Origin of the sequence: Bacteroides xylanisolvens, assembly GCF_018289135.1 — a bacterium.
GTDB lineage: Bacteria > Bacteroidota > Bacteroidia > Bacteroidales > Bacteroidaceae > Bacteroides > Bacteroides xylanisolvens.
In genome coordinates this window covers 4014599-4033113 of record NZ_CP072216.1, presented here as the reverse complement: position 1 = coordinate 4033113, position 18515 = coordinate 4014599, and the positions used below count along the sequence as shown (strand labels likewise).

Genomic DNA, 18515 nt, shown 5'->3' with positions numbered 1-18515 from the left:
TAAGAATTTATATTATTGTATATCTGTGTGTTATAAAATAAAGCTTGTTTTCTTATCTATTCCTGTGAGATTCCATTTATACCCATTTTTGAATTATTTTTGTTACCTGTTTCGATACTTATATCAAACCGATTTACTATATTTGCACAAGAATATAAAACACTGGAGCACAATGGGTAGAAAAAAGCAATCAAAAGTAGACAAAAGTCCGTTCAAGCTGCGGAGAAGAAAACTTACGGACGGCCGTGAGTCCCTTTTTATAGACCGCACGGTTGACGGCAAGCACGAATACGAGTTCCTTAAATTGTATCTTGTACCGGAAAATTCCGTCAAGGCGAAACGTGAAAATGCAAAAACGCTCCGTCAGGCGGAGGAACTCATCATTGCCAAGACCGAAAACATGGTTGATGACAAGGCACAGGAGGAAGCAGCCAAAGACAAGTCCAAGATGTTGTTGTCCGACTTCATTGGCCTGTTGATGGAGGAATACAAGCAACGGGAACAGCCCGCACATCTGCATTTAAGGGCATCACGTACCAAATTCGAGAAGTTCCGCCCCGGTACAAGATTGTGTGACATAAACAAGAGATTCTGTACCGATTATGCCGAGTGGCTTCAATCCGAACCTCTCACTCCGCAAGGAAAGCCGCTCGCCCAAGCCACCGCCTGTTCCTGTTTCTGGATTCTCGGCATCATCCTGTCCGCTGCCTGGCAGAAAGGGTATATAAAGAACAATCCTTGGAAACTGCTGAGCGCCAAGGAAAAGATAGCGAGACCGGAAAGCAAGCGTGAGTTCCTGACCCTTGACGAAGTCCGCAAACTGGAGGACACCCCCTATATCAAGGAGAATATACGCAGGGCATTTCTGTTTACCTGCTATTGCGGATTGCGTGTAGGCGATGTTACGGACTTGTGCTGGAGTGACATATCCGTCAATGGCGGGCAACACTTCGTATCGGTGGTGATGCAGAAAAACTCCAAACCCATATCGCTTCCTCTTCCCGCCAAGGCGTTATCGTGGCTTCCTGAGCGGGGAGAACCGGAGGCATCGGTATTCTCGCTTCCGTCCCATACCGTCCTGAACAAGCATTTACGTAAATGGGCGGAACTGGCAGGGCTGGACAGACACCTTCATTTTCACCTGAGCCGCCATACCTACGGAACAATGCTGATAACCGCCGGGGTTGACCTTTATACCGCCAGCAAGATGATGGGACATGCCGATGTGCGCCCCACGCAGGTTTACGCAAAAATCGTTGACAGGAAAAAAGAAGAGGCCGTTTCACTGATAGACAAAGTATTTTAAGACATGGCAGTGACAAATAAAAAATCAAGCAAACTGAAAGAGCCTGTAAGAGTCCGTACAAAGAAACTTGCGGACGGTTCCGAATCGTACTACCTTGACATCTATGTCAACGGCAAGCGGAGTTATGAGTTTCTGAAGATGTACCACCTGCCGGAAGTCAACGCGAGGGTCAGGGAGCAGAACCGCGCCACCCGTGAGGCTGTCGAGACCATAAAGTCGCAGCGCATCATCGAGATTACAAATTCCAGAGCCGGAATCAGGAACAAGTTCGCATGGCAGAAACTGATGTTGGCGGACTGGCTGGAAAAATTCTATTCCAACCAGGAGCGCAAGGGTATCAAGCGTATCGACAAATTGAGAAGCATTATAAAGGTCATCAACCAATACGGCAAAAGTACCCGGATGGGCGACATTGACAAGAAGTGGGCACTCGGTTTCATTGATTGGCTCCAACACACTTATAAAGGCAGACAGGAAAAACTGCTGGAACAGGGAACAGTCGTGGCCTATATCTCCCAACTCTCCATTGCTCTGAATGCCGCTGTCCGTGCGGAATGGCTGGGTGAAAATCCGTTCATGCTGCTCTCGGCTTCGGAACGTGTAAAGAAACCGGAATCAAAACGCCAGTTCCTTGCCATCGAGGAAGTGAAGCTCCTTATAGCCACCGAATGCCGTAACAGAACAGTAAAACAAGCCTACTTGTTCTCTTGCTATTGCGGACTGCGCCTGAGCGACATGGAAACCCTTTGCTGGAAAGACATTATATGCAATGACGGCAGGTATATGATTGCCACCGTGCAACAGAAGACATCCACCCCCATTTATACGCCGCTCTCGCAAAATGCAGTCAAGTGGCTGCCTGAGCGGAAAGCGGACGACAGTGACGAGACGTTTGTTTTCGCGGAACTTCCGTCACGCCCGACCACCAACAAAATCCTCAAACAATGGGTGGAGAAGGCCGGTATCGACAAGAAAATCACCTACCACACAAGCCGCCATACCTTCGGAACGATGATGATGACCGTGGGGGCTGACCTTTATACGACCTGCAAGCTGATGGGACATGCCGACGTGCGCACTACGCAGATATACGCGAAAATCGTTGACAGCAAGAAGATTGAGGCTGTCAATATGGTTGACAAAATGTTCGAGCAGATGGAATCTGACTGATAAAATGCAATGAATAACTTCGGCATTGGACAAACTATTTTAGTCCGAAAATAGACCTGATTAACATCACGTTTGCTGTTTTAGGTCTGTTTTCAGCTCATTTTTTGTCTTAAATAGTATGTTCCGCTCCAATCCTTCTGTCATATAAGAACGGCTCTGTACGATTGACTTTATCTGCCCTGAAAATAAACATAAAGTCTATTGAGTGGTTTTTTATACAGATTTTGCCCTTTCATTGGACTTCTTATGAATAAATACGCATGATAAAGTCTTGTTTGTGGGCAAAATAATTGGTTGAATCAAATATAACCGTTAACTTTGCAACAAAACAAAGAAATATGACAGAAAAACTCATAGGCCGTGAATATGAATGTGGTGAACTCGAACGCTGTCTGGAATCAGACCGTTCGGAACTTATCATAGTATATGGCCGTCGTCGCATAGGCAAGACATTCCTTATAGAGCAATATTTTGAAAAGCACTTCGACTTCTGGTTTGTCGGGGTACGTGGGCTGACAACCAAAAACCAGTTGCGGAGGTTCGCCAAAGTCCTCAAAGAGTATTCCGGCATTTCAAGCTACCACTTTTCAGACTGGTTTGATGCTTTTGACGCATTGCAGGATTATCTGGAGCATCTGCCTGCGGACAGGAAGAGAATTGTGTTCATTGATGAAATGCCGTGGATGGATTCAGGCCGCTCCAATTTCGTAGTTGCATTGGAAAATTTCTGGAATGGCTGGGCGATGAGCCGCGAAAATGTGATGATGATTGCCACAGGTTCTGCCACTTCTTGGATGAGGGACAAATTGGTTGGAAACAAGGGCGGACTTCATGCCCGGGTCACATGCCAGCTGCATCTTGCACCTTTTACGTTGCGTGAAACGGAGAAATATCTGGAAAATCGAGGGATGTTCTGGGACAGGTATCAGATATTGCAATCTTATATGCTGTTAGGCGGAGTACCTTATTATTATAGTATACTGGCACCGGAAAAGAGCCTGATGCAGAACATCGACCTTCTCTGTTTCAGACCCGATGGCAAATTGCGGATAGAATTTGATGAACTGTACAACGCCTTGTTCTCAAATGCGGATTACTATATTGATACCGTCAAGGTGTTGAGTGCGCATAAGTCGGGATTGACATTTCAGGAAATCGCAAAGGAAATCAAACTGGAAGGAGGTAAGTTGACCCGTGTACTTAAAAATCTTGAGCGTTGTGACTTTATCGAAAGATGGTCTCAATATGGCAACAAGAAACGGCAGGAAATACTTCGTCTTACGGACTTCTACACTTTGTTTTATTATAAGTTTATCAAATCGAACAACACCAAGGATGAACAATGGTGGAGCAATAACTTTGATTCGCAAAGCGTCACGTCATGGATGGGAGTAAGTTTCGAGCTTGTCTGCCTGCGGCATCACAACCAGATAAAAAAAGCATTGGGCATATCGGGAATGGCCACATCGGTTTCCACATGGCATTGCAAACCAAATGAGAAAGAACAGACTCCGGGAGCGCAAATAGATATGATTATTGAACGTGCGGACCGTATGATTCATCTTTGCGAAATGAAATTCTCGGAAGGAGTTTATCATATCTCCCAAGACTACGAGAAAAAACTTCGAGAAAGAATGGGCTTATTCAAATATTTGACCGCAAATAAAAAATCATTAGTACATACATTTATAACCACTTATGGCGTTGCCAATGGCAAGCACAAGAGCATCGTCCACAGCGAGGTGACAATGGATGCCCTTTTCAATTCCTGACAATTATGATGATACAGCAAATTATACAACGGCTGAGTGAGGTAAACACACTTCTCACCACTTGTAGGCAAGACGATTTCTCTTTTGCCCAGGCTTTGACATTATCCCTGTTCTATCGTGATTTCAGCGATACAAACAGCCTTGTAGGTGGGGCCACCCTCTTGGCAAAGGAGAATCCCGGACAACTGTCGGAACTTTCATCCTCCCTTATTTCGGAAACGAACAGATACCTGTCGCTTGACAGGTCGGTATTGCAGACCGTGGATTTCAAAGCGTTTTTTGAAGAACACCTCAGGCCGTTTGAGCGTAGATACGAAGAAGCCAAGGAAACCGCCACAATTTTGTGGCAGAACTATTCTGCGGTGAGCAACCAGCTGGACTTCCTGCCGCTGGAGTCCGACGAATACAAGTCACTTGATGCGGAATGCGATACGGCAAAAACAGAATATGACGAGGCTCATGCGCGCGTGAACCTCTTATATAACGAGTGGCAGCAGGAGCGTGACCGGTATTTCTATGTGTACTGTTTCAAGCCGATGTTCCTTGACGTTCTGGTGGAACGCCTGAAAGGTATCGCGGAAAGTATCATTGCCGACATCAGCCGCATGAAGGAGGACGAGCCATGACCCGGACAGACCTGTTGCAGGAGACATCCGCATGGATGGACACCGTTGACCTCGCCCTGTGCCTGTTCATCTACGAGGTGTGCAACGACTGTCAGTTCGAGTACGTGTCGGGCAGCGACTTCGTGAACTTCATGAACCTGAAACCCACATCACGGGCTGTTGCCGTGCGCCCGAAAGAGAACCTGCGTGTCTGCTACATGGTGTTTTCCGTCTCGCAGACCATCAGGCCGCGTGAGCGTGGCAAACTTTGGGCGGAAGAGTTTCTGAAACGCTGCGGCATATCCAAGTCATACTACGACAAGCACCGCAGTGATGTATGCGGCAAGGGTACGACAGAAGAGAACCGTGAATACCGCAAATCCGTTGACAAGGCTATCGAAAACGCGAGAAGGTTTAGAAACACCCCGTAACTGCCCGCCAGTCCCCCATTTGAGATAACATTTTCCTATCATGGCAGTGCGCCATACTGTTGAATGCCAGCAGTATGGTGCACTGCCGCTTTTATGCACTTTCCCCATTCGCCCCACATTGTCCCCTTTTGAGTCCAAAGTAACTTTGCAAACGAAACGGAAGGCAACAAAAGGCTAAATGCCAATGTGTTCCACACCGTTGTGACAGGATTTGAAAGACAGTTGAAACAATAAAAGGACAAGTGACATGGAGAATGAACGCAACTTAATGACCACCACCGAAGCGGCCCGGTATCTCGGAGTGAAACCGAGCTATCTCTACAAGATGATGATGCGCCGCGCAATCCCTTACTACAAGCCGGGAGGCAAGCTGTGCTTCTTCGCAAAGGAAGACCTTGATGCCTGGCTGAAACGGGTAAGGGTAAAGTCGCAGGACGAGATAGACAGCGAGACTTCACGGTATCTGGCAAACCGTGAGAAGGACAAATGATTTATCCACTTATAAAAACAGAAACAGTATGAACGATTCAAACATGACCGGTACAGGCATCAGGAATACCGTACCGCAGGATTCCACAAACAAGGAAACCAAGACAAAGACGACACGCTCCGCCATCGGAGCGAAAGCGCAGACCATTCTGGATTTTCTCCGACGCTGCACGCCTTACGAGGCGGATTCCATCCGTGTGATGGTCGGTTATGCCACCGGCAAGGGTGATACCGAAACGATTGAGGCAACCGACCAGCTTGCCGTAAACCGCTTTCTCAACCACGGGCTTATAAAGGAAAACGGAACAAGCAATGAAACTGTAATGAGACACCGGCAGGAACGTGCGCAGAAGCTGATGGAAGCCGTCAAGGAGTTCGTCAACATCGGCCAGCTATGCCGTGTCAGTGTCGCACTGATGAAAATCTCATCGGACTTCAAGGCCGTGGAGGATGCACGACAACACTTGCAATCACAACCTCCCACTACTGCGGGCAGGAGTTGACAACAAGGCAATCGGAGTGTTGGCAGTCAAGAACCACCCTCTGTGAACTTTTGCGAAATAAGGGGAACAGAAATGTCCGATACTCCGATGTCGTTTCCCTGCAAAGATGTCGGCAGCCCCGACAAGGAACAGCGGCAGAAGCTGCAACGGCTTGTAGGGATAACCGACAACAATGCCGAAACCATTTGTTGCACCCCCCATCCTTTTATACACAGCCGACAGATTCCGTAAGGTATTTGTGGACATCCATCCAGCAGGGTGAACCGTATTGGGGAAGCAGGGAATGGCATCCTATTACAAGATATGCCGATGTATTACACTCCCTGGCGGTCATTCCATACACGGCACCCTTGCCATTGTCCGACGGGGACAATGGGGAACGCCGCTCGCAGGCTCGCACCGTAACATACCTATTGTATCACTTTAACCCCTTTTTTATGGATAGAGAACAGGAAACAGCACAGCAAACCGAAGATACCAAAAGTACTGGAACTAAACGGGAAAGGCGTGATTCGACCATCTCGTTCCGTGTCAGTAAGACGCAACGGGAACATATCGGAAGGTTGGCCGACAAGTGCGGCATGCCCCTCAGCGACTATGTGCTGGCACGGTCGTACAATTATAGACCCAAAGCGCGACTGACCCCAAGACAGGAGGCAGTACGTGACGAACTCATCATGGCACGGAGCGATTACGCCAGATACACGTCCATGCTCAACGCCATGCCGCAGGAGGAACGACGTGCGATGTTCCGCAACCAGACGTGGATGGTCGGTGCATTGCAACTGCTCGGCAGGACAGCAAAAGTGGTTACAAAGTTGATTGACAGCCATTTTTCACCGAACTGGATTCCGGAAACTCCCCAAATACAAGAACAACAGAAACAGAAGAATAGTTATGATAGGTAAGGCAAAATCCATCAGTCACGGGATAAACAACATCCGGTACATCACAGGAGAGTCGAGGAATAAGAAGTATCCCGAACTGATATACCACGTCAAGGACAACTTGCTTCCATGCAGACTTGATGCGCAAGGCATATGGGACATGATGAAAGCCCATGCACCGAAAGGCAAGAACGTTATCCGCATTGAAATCAGTCCGGCAAAGGAGCATACGGAACACTTTACCATGAAAGACTGGGAAAAGCTATGGAATGACTTTGTCCGGGAGTATGACTGTATAGAGTTTAGGAACAGGCAAGGTGAAATCTATTCCCACAAGACAAACCTTTCCGGAAGTATATACAGCGTGTGGCTGCACTTGGAATCAAAGAGTGGCATCCCCCATCTACACGCCGCAGTCTGCCGCAAGGATAAGGAAGGCAGAACCAACAATGACCACAACATACATTTACGCGCACAGTATGCGGCGGAGCGTGTGGCCCGAAAGAGAGGTTGGACTACGGCAATGGACATCCGCAGGACGAATGCCGATGAAGTTGCAGCAGGACTTATGGAAGTTTTACGTTCAATGCCGTCATGGTCATGGGACGATTATGTCGCAAAGATACGGGCAAAAGGCTACACACTCGAAGAACGGCGGGACAAGAAAGGTGTATTGCGCGGTTATACGGTCGGTGTCGGGGATGTCATCTACAAGGCTTCGGAACTCGGCAAAGACCGTAACCTGATGGTTTCGAAGATTGAAGCGACATGGCAGAAACTTCACAACAAGTCTGTAACAGAATTGAAGCAGAATGAAAACAAGATAAAAACACAGACAGCAACAACTCCCGACACAAAACCTGCAACGGCTTGCGACAGGCCTGTTATAGACTATTCCGCATGGCGTGAAGGAACATCAAGATATGAACTTGCGCATGAAGGCAAGGATTACCGTTTCTATCTCCCCGATCATGTCATGCGGTTATTCGATGACAAGTTTGACTATCGGGAGATGGTGAACCACAAAGAGCTTACCGACTATGCCGTGGCTCTGTTTGTCGGCATGATGAGTGTCCCGGCTGTCCCGTCCGGTGGCGGAGGCGGAACTTCCAACGATTTGCCGTGGGGACGGAAAGAGGACGAGGACGAAATGGAACGTGCCCGAAGATGCGCCCGTGCCGCCATAAGGAAACTTGGAAAGAAACCCAAATCATCAATCAGGCGATAGGCGAAGAACTATGGCAAACAAAAAATTCGATTACAGTAATGATATGATACAAGGCGATGTTACGCAAGATGAAAATGACAATAAAGAAATCTTGCGTCACCAGCGTCTTGAGCAGCGTAATAATGCGTTGGCAAACGAGTTCCGAGACCTCAAACCGGAAATCGGCAGGGCTTACAACCAACTATGCAACCTTGTCGAGAAATCCGGAGTGCTTTCCGAAACCATACTCAACCTGCTTGAACTTTTGAAAACCGCCCTACCTGTCAAGCTGACCGATGCGGACAAGAAAACGTTACAGAATGAGTTACACGCCATTGCCGACAATGCCGTCTCGAAAATCCGCAAGGAACACGAGCGGGTGGGGAATGACATTCGTAGGAATGCGAGCCGCATACCCCTCACTCCGACAACATTCTGGTGTATGGTTGCGTTGCTGATACTTCTTTCCACATTCTTCGCGATTGTAGTTTTCGCCAACGTAAAACTGCTTCATACCGGGATATTGGCTGAAATAATAGTCATATACTCCGTGTTGATTGTCCTGATACTTATAGCCATAGCCTTTACTTATAGTCAGAAGCAGCAATAAATCCCAATTATTGCAACTTTTGAAAAAGAGTGTTTTTATAATACCACTATAAAGTTGTTCATATACATATACCCGATGGGACAACATGATGAGATGTCTGGAGGACGGACGGTTGCTTTGGGATAACAATCCGGCTGAAAATGCCATCCGCCCTATCACCCTTGGCCGGAAAAACTACCTTTTCTGCGGCAACCACGAAGCTGCTGCTAACATGTCGGTCATTTGTTCACTGCTTGCTACCTGCAAGGCTCACCACGATGTCAACCCAAGGGATTATCTGAATGATACCATCGCCTGAATACCTTATCTTAAAAGGGCAAGCCGCGAGGAACTCTTACAACAACTTCCATACAAATGGAAGTTGCAACATCCGGAAAGTGTAGTGACGAAACAAAACGGAGAATCTTCCAACTAACGTTGACTGTAGCCATAGAGGTTCAACAAAATAATAGCGACTGCAACTATTGGATTCATAGTGACAGTCGCTATTGTTGTAGATCAAGGTTCAATACCTGTAGTTGACCGAATGCTTACCTTGATACTTGCTGGGCATCCTACCAGATAGCTCTATGTGCCGAAGGACTACGAAATGTGGTGCGACACCATACGTTTGCTTGAAAAGTGTGGCAAAGACGTAAGCATTAACTGAAGTTCTTCAAATTCTAATCTTGTCATAATTATAAAGGGTGTTATCGGTGCAACTTTGCACGTGGCAAAATTACAACACGATAACAACCTCTAAAAGGTGTATTTCAGTTAATGCTTACGCAAAGACATTCGCAGCGTGAAGTACATCTGTCTGAAAGACCTTAAAGCGGAACACGACCGCTGGCTGCATAAGGTGAATGCAGCGGAGGAAAAGCGCAGAAGCATAGAGAAGCTACAAAGAGCCAAGCAGCGAGAAGATGAATTTTACAAGAATAAATCTTGTTTCTTCGGTATTGTTATCACTGACAACGACATATGTAATGATCTTCTTATCATCGGAAACTCTCAGGTATCCATCCTTCGTCATAGTTTTTTCTTAAAGGTTCTTATTAGAAGAAATATCAAAGCTACAGCTACTACTAAGTCAATGATATTCCAAAGAACTCTTCCGAGTGCAACTTTGAAGAATGGCTGAAACAAAAGAGCTAATCCAGCAAATAAGAACCCAAGTCCATCTCTTTTATTTTTAAAATAGTCATATGATAGATAAACAAATGTACCTGCCGCTGCAAATCTCACTAATTCATAGAAGCCATATGGCATATCTGCTAAGCAAAGAATTAGCATTATGGCGATTATAAGTTTCAATATCGGTTTCATGTGGATTTATTCTATATATGGTTTGACAACATCTATACTCCAAGCATAATTTAAATTAGCTTGAGAACCATCAGCAAAAGAACCGGAAGTGATGCCAATGGCTTCTCCATACTCATTGATTAGTGCACCGCCACTACTTCCGTGATCAATAAGTGCGCTTATCTGCATTAAATTATCTGCACGCCATTGTGAAACTTCTCCTGAAGAGAAAGTGTTTTCCAATCCTCGTGGACTACCGATTGCATAGACTTTATCTCCAATTTTAGGTTTAGATTTTGCTATCGGAATGTAATTTGTATTTTGGCAGTTTACCTTAAATACGATAAAATCCTCTTTTTCACTTTTATGAAGGACTTTTGCTACAGAATACGATTTATTACTGCCAGCCAACTTTATCTGTTCTCTACCAATGGTAGTCCCTTTAAATACGTGATAGTTACTAACGGCAAGCCCATCGTTACTCACAAAGAAACCTGAGCCTTGATACCCATTACTGCCATCACTCGTAAAAATCATAAATACAGCATTACCATATCTATCGAAAACTTGAGAACCTTCTAGTTTATGATTAGAACGTTTGCTATTTTCCCTTTTTTGACTTGATGACGTTCGTCTTTCTCGAACTTCTTTTGTAGGAGAACCATCTCTATCACTTTCGGTTACTATTTCGGTTGATCTAAACCGCTCTCTTTGATTTCTTGCAGATTTACGGCAGCTAATGAAAGTGACGCAACAGAAAACAATTAGTAATACTGATATTTTTTTCATACTAGTTAATAACCCCCGGCTTGGGTAAAATATGTATTAGAAATCTTTGATTTTTAGTATTAGAAGCATTATCAGGATATGCTCTTAAAGCACCTTCTGTGCCACTACCACAGACTAGCACTTCACAATTTTGTCGCTTTAAATCCAAATGGCGGTTAATTTGAAAATAGCGATACAAAGACAAAGCCCTTTGGTAACTCAAATCAAAATTTCCAGTAAATCCATCATTGGAGGCTTGACCTTCAATAATTAACAAATACTTTACCGACTCACCATACTCTTCTTCTGCATGCCTTAGGAATTGATCTATTGCTAAGCCTGCGCTATATAGTTCTTCTCTTTTTTCTAGTGGAATATGAGTAATTTCAGATTGACCTATTGGGAACGAGACATCAATCTTTAGCACATGTTTCTTATGCAGTTCATTGTACTCAAACCATTTACTATCAATATTTTGTATGCTATTTTCAATATTATGAATCTTATCGATTTCTGCTTGAGTTGCAATTTGTAAATCATTTGCTTTTTTGAGTGCTCGTCCCATTGCAATAATCGCTACAACAAAGAGTACAAGTAATGTAAAGAACAAGCTAGTCATCAAATCTGAATAGCTTGTCCAAAACAAAGATTTCTTATTTCCTTTTGCCATACATGTTAGATTTTAATATCAAACACTTGGACGCAAAGCATAGCAAGAAGCATAATAAATGAACCACAAACGCCAACAGCAATTGCTACATTCATCCAATTACGCTTAGTATTTCCTTTAGAATCCAATGGTGTACCAATAGAACTTGCTAGAGTTTGAATTGCATTACCTTGCTCATCAATCTTTTGTTGTTGAGTTAGTATTGTTTGATTCAGTTTCTCCATTACTTTAGCCAACTCGTTCATTTGACTTGGCACATTTGCGAATTGTAACTTTAATGATTCGCGCTGAGTTGAGATCTCATTTTCAAGCAATTCCTTTTGTGCAGCTAACATTTCTTTGATTGCTGTGTTCTGAGTTTCAAAAGTACTTGATATACTCTCAATGCCTTGACGAGATTGTTCTTCTACCTCTTTGAATGTATCCTTTAGTCCACCAAATGGGTCATTAATTTCTGCTATCTTATTATTAATAGCTACACGTTGATCTTCAAGTGCTTTTGAAAGACTCTCTTGTTGTTCTTCAATCAATGCTTGAACTTGTTGATTTTGCTTTTGGAAAACCTCAGTCAAATTAGAGATACTTCCAGCTAGACTTGTTCCTAAATTATCCAAGGCATCTTGAACAACAGAGTCTAGACTAGACATCTGTTGTCTCATCATTCCTTGTCTGTCTTGAACATATTCAATCTCACTCTTGAAATAATTACCTAATTCTTCAGAAAGACGAGTCCTGTCCTCAATATCACCCAAGCGTGAATTCAATTTAACTACCTGAGCTATATATTCTTCTGAATTTCCAAGATGTTCAAAAAGGCGTTCCAACTCTTCTGTACATCCTTGCAGCTTATCATATACTTCTACATTAGCTTTAGCAATCTTAGCAATCTTTATTTTATCAATAGCATCAAGTAATTTTACTTGATTGTCATAATTGTCAGTTACTTGAGATAAGGTTTCCTTTAATTCTTTGGTATTTTCAGCAAAAGTACTATTGAAATTGTTTAAGTCATTTGCCATTTTTGTAAGTGCACCGGTAAGGTTATCTGACATATTAGGCATAACTTTTGTCTGAATCCAAGACAGAAATTTGTTCTTCATCTTAAGCATCTCACCTCGTGCCTCCTTGTACTTTGAGGTAGAAATGGCTGTAAACATGACACCAAGAAAGCTTGCAATCATAGCAATACCAATATCAGTCAGAAGAGTCTTAATTCCTTCGACCTGAATATTAGTACCTGTCAATAAAGTTCCAAGGTCTGTCCAAGCAAAAGATACAACTCCAATTGCGGCACCTAAAATTGTAGCCATAAGGCCAAGATAAAGGGGTGTCGATAACATTGTATCAACATCTTCCTCTATTCTTTGGGAATCTCTTTCAACTATCTCCTTGATTATCTGATAATCTGCAGACGTATTCTGATTTTCATTTAGATACCCATTAATATCATGCAAAGTTCCTTCAAATTCTGCATGATTAAGAGAGCATTCTATTGTGTTACTTTCTTTATGTAATGACAATGTATTTGTATTAGGGAACAATGCTCTAAGTTTACCAATAATTGACAGGTTCTTAAAGAATGCAATTACTTGAAGGACAACGATAAATGCTACGACAATCGCTACTATATAATATTGAACAGACATAGTTTATTGCTTAATTAATGAAATAACCGCTTTCTTTTCTACTTGAAATGATCCCATCATCAGTTTTGCTTCTCCAATAGAAATAATCTGGATTGTATTGGCACCTTCCATTTGATTTTGGATGTCACAATATGGAATGAGATATCGATTAACATCTGATATGGCTTTAATCATAGGACCATCGTCAGTATTAATTGTAAATTTGTAAATACTGCCACTTTTGCTTGCCCAATATAGAGAATCAGACGAAATCATGCTCTCTTCTAGTGTACCATTTTCTGATACTTCAAAATAGATTTTCTCGGAAGGATCATCAGAGCCGAAACTAACAGAATAGCTTTCCAGCATCTTCCTAAGACGAGAAATTTCTTTGTCCTTATCGGTTAGATTTTTGTTATATTCTTTTTTTAATGTTTCTAACTGGCTTTTGGCCTCTTCTTCAATTTTTTCTTTCTCATCAAGAGCTTTTACCCAACCACTTTCAAGTTCGTTGTTTTTTTTGTTTTCTTCATCGAATTTCTTAGTTTGCTCTTCTAATGATTGCTGAAACTTTTCAATCTCGACATCCTTATCTGAAAGCAGTTTTTGGTTCTTTTCGTTCTCTTTTTTATGCTTTTGAATTTCTTTTTCAAGTTCCTTAATTTTATCGATGAGTTCTTGGTTGTTTCTACTATTACCAGCCAAATTTCCTGTAAGATAGGACGATTTATTATAATATGTCTCTTTGAACCTACTCATACAAGGTTGATTGAGAATGAATTCTAATGCACGCTGCATGTCAGAAGAATTCTGCGGATCTACTTTTATATTGACTTCAAACATAACTTAACAATATTGGATTATAATTTTTGTGAGAACTTGAAAGTCACTAGACAAGCTCCCAGGCTTCTTCACATTTACACTCTTTGCTTGGTCTGGATCAATTCCGTTTGTTTGAACTTCACAGAAAGGATCAATAACGCTAGTTCGGTTATTAATAGCTTTACCTGTCTTTGCACAACAAAATTCAAAAGCATAAATGCCATTGCTTTTCCACGCTCTATACATGGCAACATCAGCAGATTGAGCTATTGACAACTTTCCTCCATCAACAGCTTTAAGCCAAATATATTCACGAGTTTCTGCTTGCTTATTGGCAACTTTGTCATTATTATCTTTTGGCTTCACTGTGTTGGGTAACATAGAATTAGTACCCTGTTCACGAAAAGCATTCTTTTTCACACCTCCTGTTGTAGAGCTTGATTGTACTTTTCGTGAATTACTCAATTGACTTTCAAGGACGTGTATACGATTCTTTAACTGTACAAATTCATCTTCTATTTTCGTGTAATCTTTTTTCAGTTCGTTGAATGAAAAACTATTGTCGCAATCCATATCAGAATGACTATATGCATAATTAGTGTGTGCTTTATAGATTGCATATAGACTAAATAAAATGGCGATACCACAAAGTATCAAAATCAAATATATGTCTGGAAAGCCACTAATTAGATTATGATGTATGGATTCATTTAAGCTATTACTTAGATCTCTTGTTGATGTTTCTAGACAATTCACCTTTGAAGTCAATTCCTCAAAAATAGAATCTTGCTTAACCTTGATACTATCTTGGGCAAAAAGAGTATTGTTAAAGCTGTATGCAAGCAGATGAAACAAAAACAAGCCGCTTCTTCTCTTTGAATTATTCATTTTCACAAACTCTATTACTTAAATCATTAATTACACCAATTATCGGATAGAAGAATAGAGTCTCTTCTAACTTATCATCAAGACTGACATCACTAGTATCCAATTTCAAACGAACACCTTTCTCTACATATGTAGACAGGTTCTCGTTGAAACACTTTGCAGCTAAATCAAGATGTTGCTTATCAATACCAAACTCGTTACTTAACGAAAATCCCTGAATACGTGCTAGTTTCAAAGCAATAAAGTTAAAATAGGCTCTTACGTCTTTAACAACATCATCATACATTGTCTGTGCATCAGCATATGTTTCTGATTCACACAGTAAGTTCCTTGAAACTCCTAAAAGAATACTCTTCGCGGATTCTATATTAGTTGGTTCGTGGCTCAAGAACAAACCACCCTTACAAGTAGCTTCCTTTGGGTTCTCAGAATTTAGTATCAGCTTAATATCCTTATCAATATCAGAATCATACACCAACTTAAAAATGTGCCTTGTTAGCTTCTCAAGAGAAGATTTATTAGGACTTAGAACAGATACTACTTTCGAACCATTACCACTAAACGCTATATTCGCGGGAACTTCTAATCCCTTTGCTTTCATGAGATGAGCCAAGTGATAAATAATAGAAGTATAGAAGATGAAGAATACTATCTTTTGGCTTCCATTACGCATTAAATACGCATTAAAATCAACTGCATCACTCATAGACTTTGCTTTAATCTTTTCGTTATCAGCAAGAGAAAACAAGAAAGATGCAACCTCAGAAGAATTACCATAGTTATTAGCAGTCTTTTGGATGAGCATTTTCTGTAATTCCTCTTCACCTTCAAGTTTTGAAATGAAATCATCTTTACATTGTCTGATAATACCGTTTAGTTCTCCATTTTGAACGCTAACTAAGCTATTACCAAAGATTGCATCAGCAGCAAATCTCATGGATGATATACACTTTACACCATTTGTATCCGCAACAACAATGTCTGTTGTACCCCCGCCTATATCAATTGTAACGATATTAGTCACATCAGATCTGGTTTTTTGGAAGAATGAATATGGAGCAACAGATTCTGTTATAGAAGTTGGAACTCCGGTTTGATTAAAGTATTTTTTATACGCAGCTGTCCACAAACGCTCAAATAGTCCTTTCTTAAAGGCAGACATACTTATTGGATAAAACCATTTGATTTGCGTTTGCTGTATACTAGCTCCTTCTTGAACTACTTTTGTACGTATCATCATAAACAAAGATTCGATATAACATTTTATTCTTTGCTCATTAGTGGGACTAGCTTGACTCCACTTTAAGTTAGGGACGTACTCATTGTACTTTGTGCCTACTATTTTTTGATTATACATAAATGCAGGAGATGCATTGCCAAATGGCTCATATGCTCCAATTCCAGTGCCATTACGTCCGGAATTTACTTTATCAATGCAAAGGACAGTGCGCATGGGAAAATGACAATTAGCGTTCACACCTATAGATTCAGGAATAAACTCACCTCTAATATGATCCATAACCACCGCACTATCTGTTGAAAAAAGCAGACTGAACTGTGGCTGGTCGCTATTAAATTCAAATGGCTTAGGTAGTTGGTCATCACCTGAAGAGTACTCTATATGTGTGTTCGATGTTCCTAAGTCAATGGCAAATGTCAACGAGGCGGCACCTGCACGTTGTTTAAACTTGGGTATTAACAATCCACTGCCTACTCTTTCTTTTCCAGATTCTGAAACTAAAGAAACTCTTGCAAAATCAAAAGTTTTTCCGTCCAACAAGTACACTTTTGAACTTAGTTCTTCTTGAATGTCCACATTTCTAGTAACATAATCTGGTACAAACTTACCAGCAATATTAGTATAACAAACACAAGTGCAGTCTTTATTTACAGAATGATCGGAAAGAATAACGATTCTATAATGTGCATCAGCCTCTTGAGCAAATTTTACAGGAGGAAATACACCTATTGCTAAATCCTCATCAGGAACAACAATTGCACCCTTATTGTTCTGCTCATCTGCTTTAACATCAAGAGTATATATTCGCTTATATTCTACTTCTCCAGCCTTAATAGGTACACGGAGTGATACTTCAACTCCGGAAGCTACTTGCTTAATTTCAAAAGCCTTTTTACCTGATGGAGCCAAGCCCGTTAAATAATCAGATGTAAAGTAATCAAAGAAAGTATCCTTTATTGGGAACAAATAACCTTCAACATTGCCATTTGAACTCTGATAGTTGCCATCAAAATAGTCTGCTTTATTAATAGCAGAAGGGAGCTTTATAATTTTATCTTCAAGGAAGTCGCTGATAGTTAAATAAGGATGCTGGATATTAATGCCAGGCAGACGCCGTTGCGCAAGAGGCAAAGCATCATAATATGGTACATCAAAACTTCTACCAAATTTAGAACCATAGTACTCCATGTTTTCATAAGCGTTTCCTCTGACAACAGGAAGAACTAACGGTAATGTTTCTGTCGATTTCAGAGCTTGTAATTCAAAATCAGAGTTTCCTGTGACAACAGCTCTTTTGCAATGGAATGAAACTCCATTGATTTCGACATCAAAAGATGTTGTAGTATTAATATTGACACTAAGAGCTTCATAAGTCTTATCTACGAAGTTTTTTGTACCAGGAATTATTGAAATACACTGATTTTGGATGCTATTAATTTCGTTTTTGAGGCTATTATCAAGAACGAAGTAAACAGCATCCATATATTTGGCAACCTCAGGATAATCATTATTAAAGTTCGCATTTGAGTATCTAAATGCAAACATATATTTCAAGAATTCTGGATCTCTTTGGTCAAGAGATGAATAGTTTGAATCAAATGCATAATCAGTACCGAAACATAGCTCCTTTGATATAGCAGACTCGTTATTAGCTGTAGAAAAAAATAGTGTTGCAGGTGAAGTAGCCCCAATGATGTGCATCTGTTTCTGTCCTGATCCCTTATATTTAAGAATATACATATTCTTCATTTTCCCAAAGTTGTATGGGTCATTTCCTAAGGCATCTTGCTTGAGGAACATGTCTAATGATCTACCAGCAACTTGGTGATTCGGATTAGGTGACAACAATAGCTTCTGCAATTCTTGATTCATATTCCAAACAACAATGTCAACCTTATCTTGCATGGTTGGATATGAGAAAAATATTTGAGCTACATCCAAGGTGTCAGATACCATTTTATGATAAATTGTATTGCCTGATAGGTGCGATTTTACATCGTCAACAGACATTTGATTTAATGTGCCTGGAATAATCTTACCAAAAGCTTCCTTTACCAATTCTATTCTCGCAAAAGGAGAAGGAATTGAAGTTATCTCGTTTTGCGTAGTTGTAGCATCAGAGATTCCATCAACATACCCATGATTATATGTTGTTGCAGTTGAATTGCTCCAATCGACGATAGTAGTCTTTGTAGCAACAATACCTGCTCTTTTTAATCTGAAAATGTGTCCCAT

Annotated in this window: 20 protein-coding genes; 12 read left to right on the top strand and 8 right to left on the bottom strand. The window is 41.6% G+C overall.

The window, feature by feature from the left end; translation table 11 throughout:
• Nucleotides 1-172: 172 nt before the first annotated feature.
• From INE92_RS17170 to INE92_RS17140, 7 genes are all read left to right on the top strand, one after another.
• Entirely contained in the window at nt 173-1306 is a 1134-nt protein-coding gene (locus INE92_RS17170) for a site-specific integrase (protein ID WP_008665036.1), read from the top strand.
• A gap of 3 nt (nt 1307-1309) precedes the next feature.
• On the top strand, nt 1310-2476 hold the full coding sequence (locus INE92_RS17165; RefSeq protein ID WP_022219044.1) for a site-specific integrase: 1167 nt from the start codon (nt 1310-1312) through the stop codon (nt 2474-2476).
• A 338-nt stretch (nt 2477-2814) separates the two neighbouring features.
• Nucleotides 2815-4248: an AAA family ATPase gene (locus INE92_RS17160; protein WP_008665039.1), complete on the top strand. Its 1434-nt coding sequence runs from the start codon at nt 2815-2817 to the stop codon at nt 4246-4248.
• Between the two features lie 5 nt (nt 4249-4253).
• Nucleotides 4254-4874, top strand: a complete 621-nt coding sequence (locus tag INE92_RS17155) for a hypothetical protein (RefSeq protein ID WP_008665040.1) — start codon at nt 4254-4256, stop codon at nt 4872-4874.
• Nucleotides 4871-5284 (top strand): hypothetical protein, encoded by a 414-nt coding sequence (locus INE92_RS17150; RefSeq protein WP_008665041.1) that lies wholly within the window; start codon nt 4871-4873, stop codon nt 5282-5284. Before INE92_RS17155 ends, INE92_RS17150 begins: the two co-directional genes overlap by 4 nt.
• Nucleotides 5285-5531: 247 nt before the next feature.
• On the top strand, nt 5532-5774 hold the full coding sequence (locus INE92_RS17145) for a helix-turn-helix domain-containing protein (RefSeq protein ID WP_008665042.1): 243 nt from the start codon (nt 5532-5534) through the stop codon (nt 5772-5774).
• 28 nt (nt 5775-5802) lie between these two features.
• Nucleotides 5803-6276 (top strand): hypothetical protein, encoded by a 474-nt coding sequence (locus INE92_RS17140; RefSeq protein WP_008665043.1) that lies wholly within the window; start codon nt 5803-5805, stop codon nt 6274-6276.
• Here the strand turns inward: INE92_RS17140 and INE92_RS17135 are convergent.
• Nucleotides 6244-6477, bottom strand: coding sequence for a hypothetical protein (locus INE92_RS17135; protein ID WP_157463314.1), 234 nt, complete (start codon nt 6475-6477; stop codon nt 6244-6246). The genes INE92_RS17140 and INE92_RS17135 overlap by 33 nt on opposite strands.
• On the opposite strand from INE92_RS17135, the gene INE92_RS17130 reads away from it, so the two are divergent.
• The 5 genes from INE92_RS17130 to INE92_RS17110 all read left to right on the top strand — a co-directional run bounded on the left by INE92_RS17130 (nt 6462) and on the right by INE92_RS17110 (nt 10103).
• Nucleotides 6462-7184, top strand: coding sequence for a plasmid mobilization protein (locus tag INE92_RS17130; RefSeq protein ID WP_211421195.1), 723 nt, complete (start codon nt 6462-6464; stop codon nt 7182-7184). The genes INE92_RS17135 and INE92_RS17130 overlap by 16 nt on opposite strands.
• On the top strand, nt 7174-8391 hold the full coding sequence (locus INE92_RS17125) for a hypothetical protein (protein WP_022219048.1): 1218 nt from the start codon (nt 7174-7176) through the stop codon (nt 8389-8391). Before INE92_RS17130 ends, INE92_RS17125 begins: the two co-directional genes overlap by 11 nt.
• Before the next feature lie 10 nt (nt 8392-8401).
• Nucleotides 8402-8980 carry a hypothetical protein gene (locus INE92_RS17120; protein WP_008665046.1) on the top strand — a complete coding sequence of 193 codons (579 nt, stop codon included), beginning with the start codon at nt 8402-8404 and terminating at the stop codon, nt 8978-8980.
• Nucleotides 8981-9065: 85 nt separating this feature from the next.
• Nucleotides 9066-9278: an IS66 family transposase gene (locus INE92_RS27275; RefSeq protein WP_022219050.1), complete on the top strand. Its 213-nt coding sequence runs from the start codon at nt 9066-9068 to the stop codon at nt 9276-9278.
• 477 nt (nt 9279-9755) lie between these two features.
• Nucleotides 9756-10103, top strand: coding sequence for a PcfJ domain-containing protein (locus tag INE92_RS17110; RefSeq protein WP_082431359.1), 348 nt, complete (start codon nt 9756-9758; stop codon nt 10101-10103).
• Here INE92_RS17110 and INE92_RS27170 read toward each other — a convergent pair.
• The 7 genes from INE92_RS27170 to INE92_RS17080 form a co-directional block, all read right to left on the bottom strand.
• Complete coding sequence (locus INE92_RS27170) at nt 9992-10231, bottom strand: DUF6804 family protein (RefSeq protein ID WP_317622663.1); 240 nt, start codon at nt 10229-10231, stop codon at nt 9992-9994. The two genes, INE92_RS17110 and INE92_RS27170, sit on opposite strands and share 112 nt — an antisense overlap.
• Before the next feature lie 63 nt (nt 10232-10294).
• Nucleotides 10295-11056: a S1C family serine protease gene (locus INE92_RS17105; protein WP_008665050.1), complete on the bottom strand. Its 762-nt coding sequence runs from the start codon at nt 11054-11056 to the stop codon at nt 10295-10297.
• A 1-nt stretch (nt 11057) separates the two neighbouring features.
• Nucleotides 11058-11705, bottom strand: a complete 648-nt coding sequence (locus INE92_RS17100; protein WP_005807978.1) for a hypothetical protein — start codon at nt 11703-11705, stop codon at nt 11058-11060.
• A 5-nt stretch (nt 11706-11710) separates the two neighbouring features.
• Entirely contained in the window at nt 11711-13351 is a 1641-nt protein-coding gene (locus INE92_RS17095) for a coiled-coil domain-containing protein (RefSeq protein WP_008665053.1), read from the bottom strand.
• Between the two features lie 3 nt (nt 13352-13354).
• Complete coding sequence (locus INE92_RS17090; protein ID WP_005807981.1) at nt 13355-14173, bottom strand: hypothetical protein; 819 nt, start codon at nt 14171-14173, stop codon at nt 13355-13357.
• 3 nt (nt 14174-14176) lie between these two features.
• On the bottom strand, nt 14177-15040 hold the full coding sequence (locus INE92_RS17085; protein ID WP_005807983.1) for a hypothetical protein: 864 nt from the start codon (nt 15038-15040) through the stop codon (nt 14177-14179).
• Nucleotides 15033-18515: a hypothetical protein gene (locus tag INE92_RS17080; RefSeq protein WP_005807985.1), complete on the bottom strand. Its 3483-nt coding sequence runs from the start codon at nt 18513-18515 to the stop codon at nt 15033-15035. The genes INE92_RS17085 and INE92_RS17080 overlap by 8 nt, the downstream gene beginning before the upstream one ends.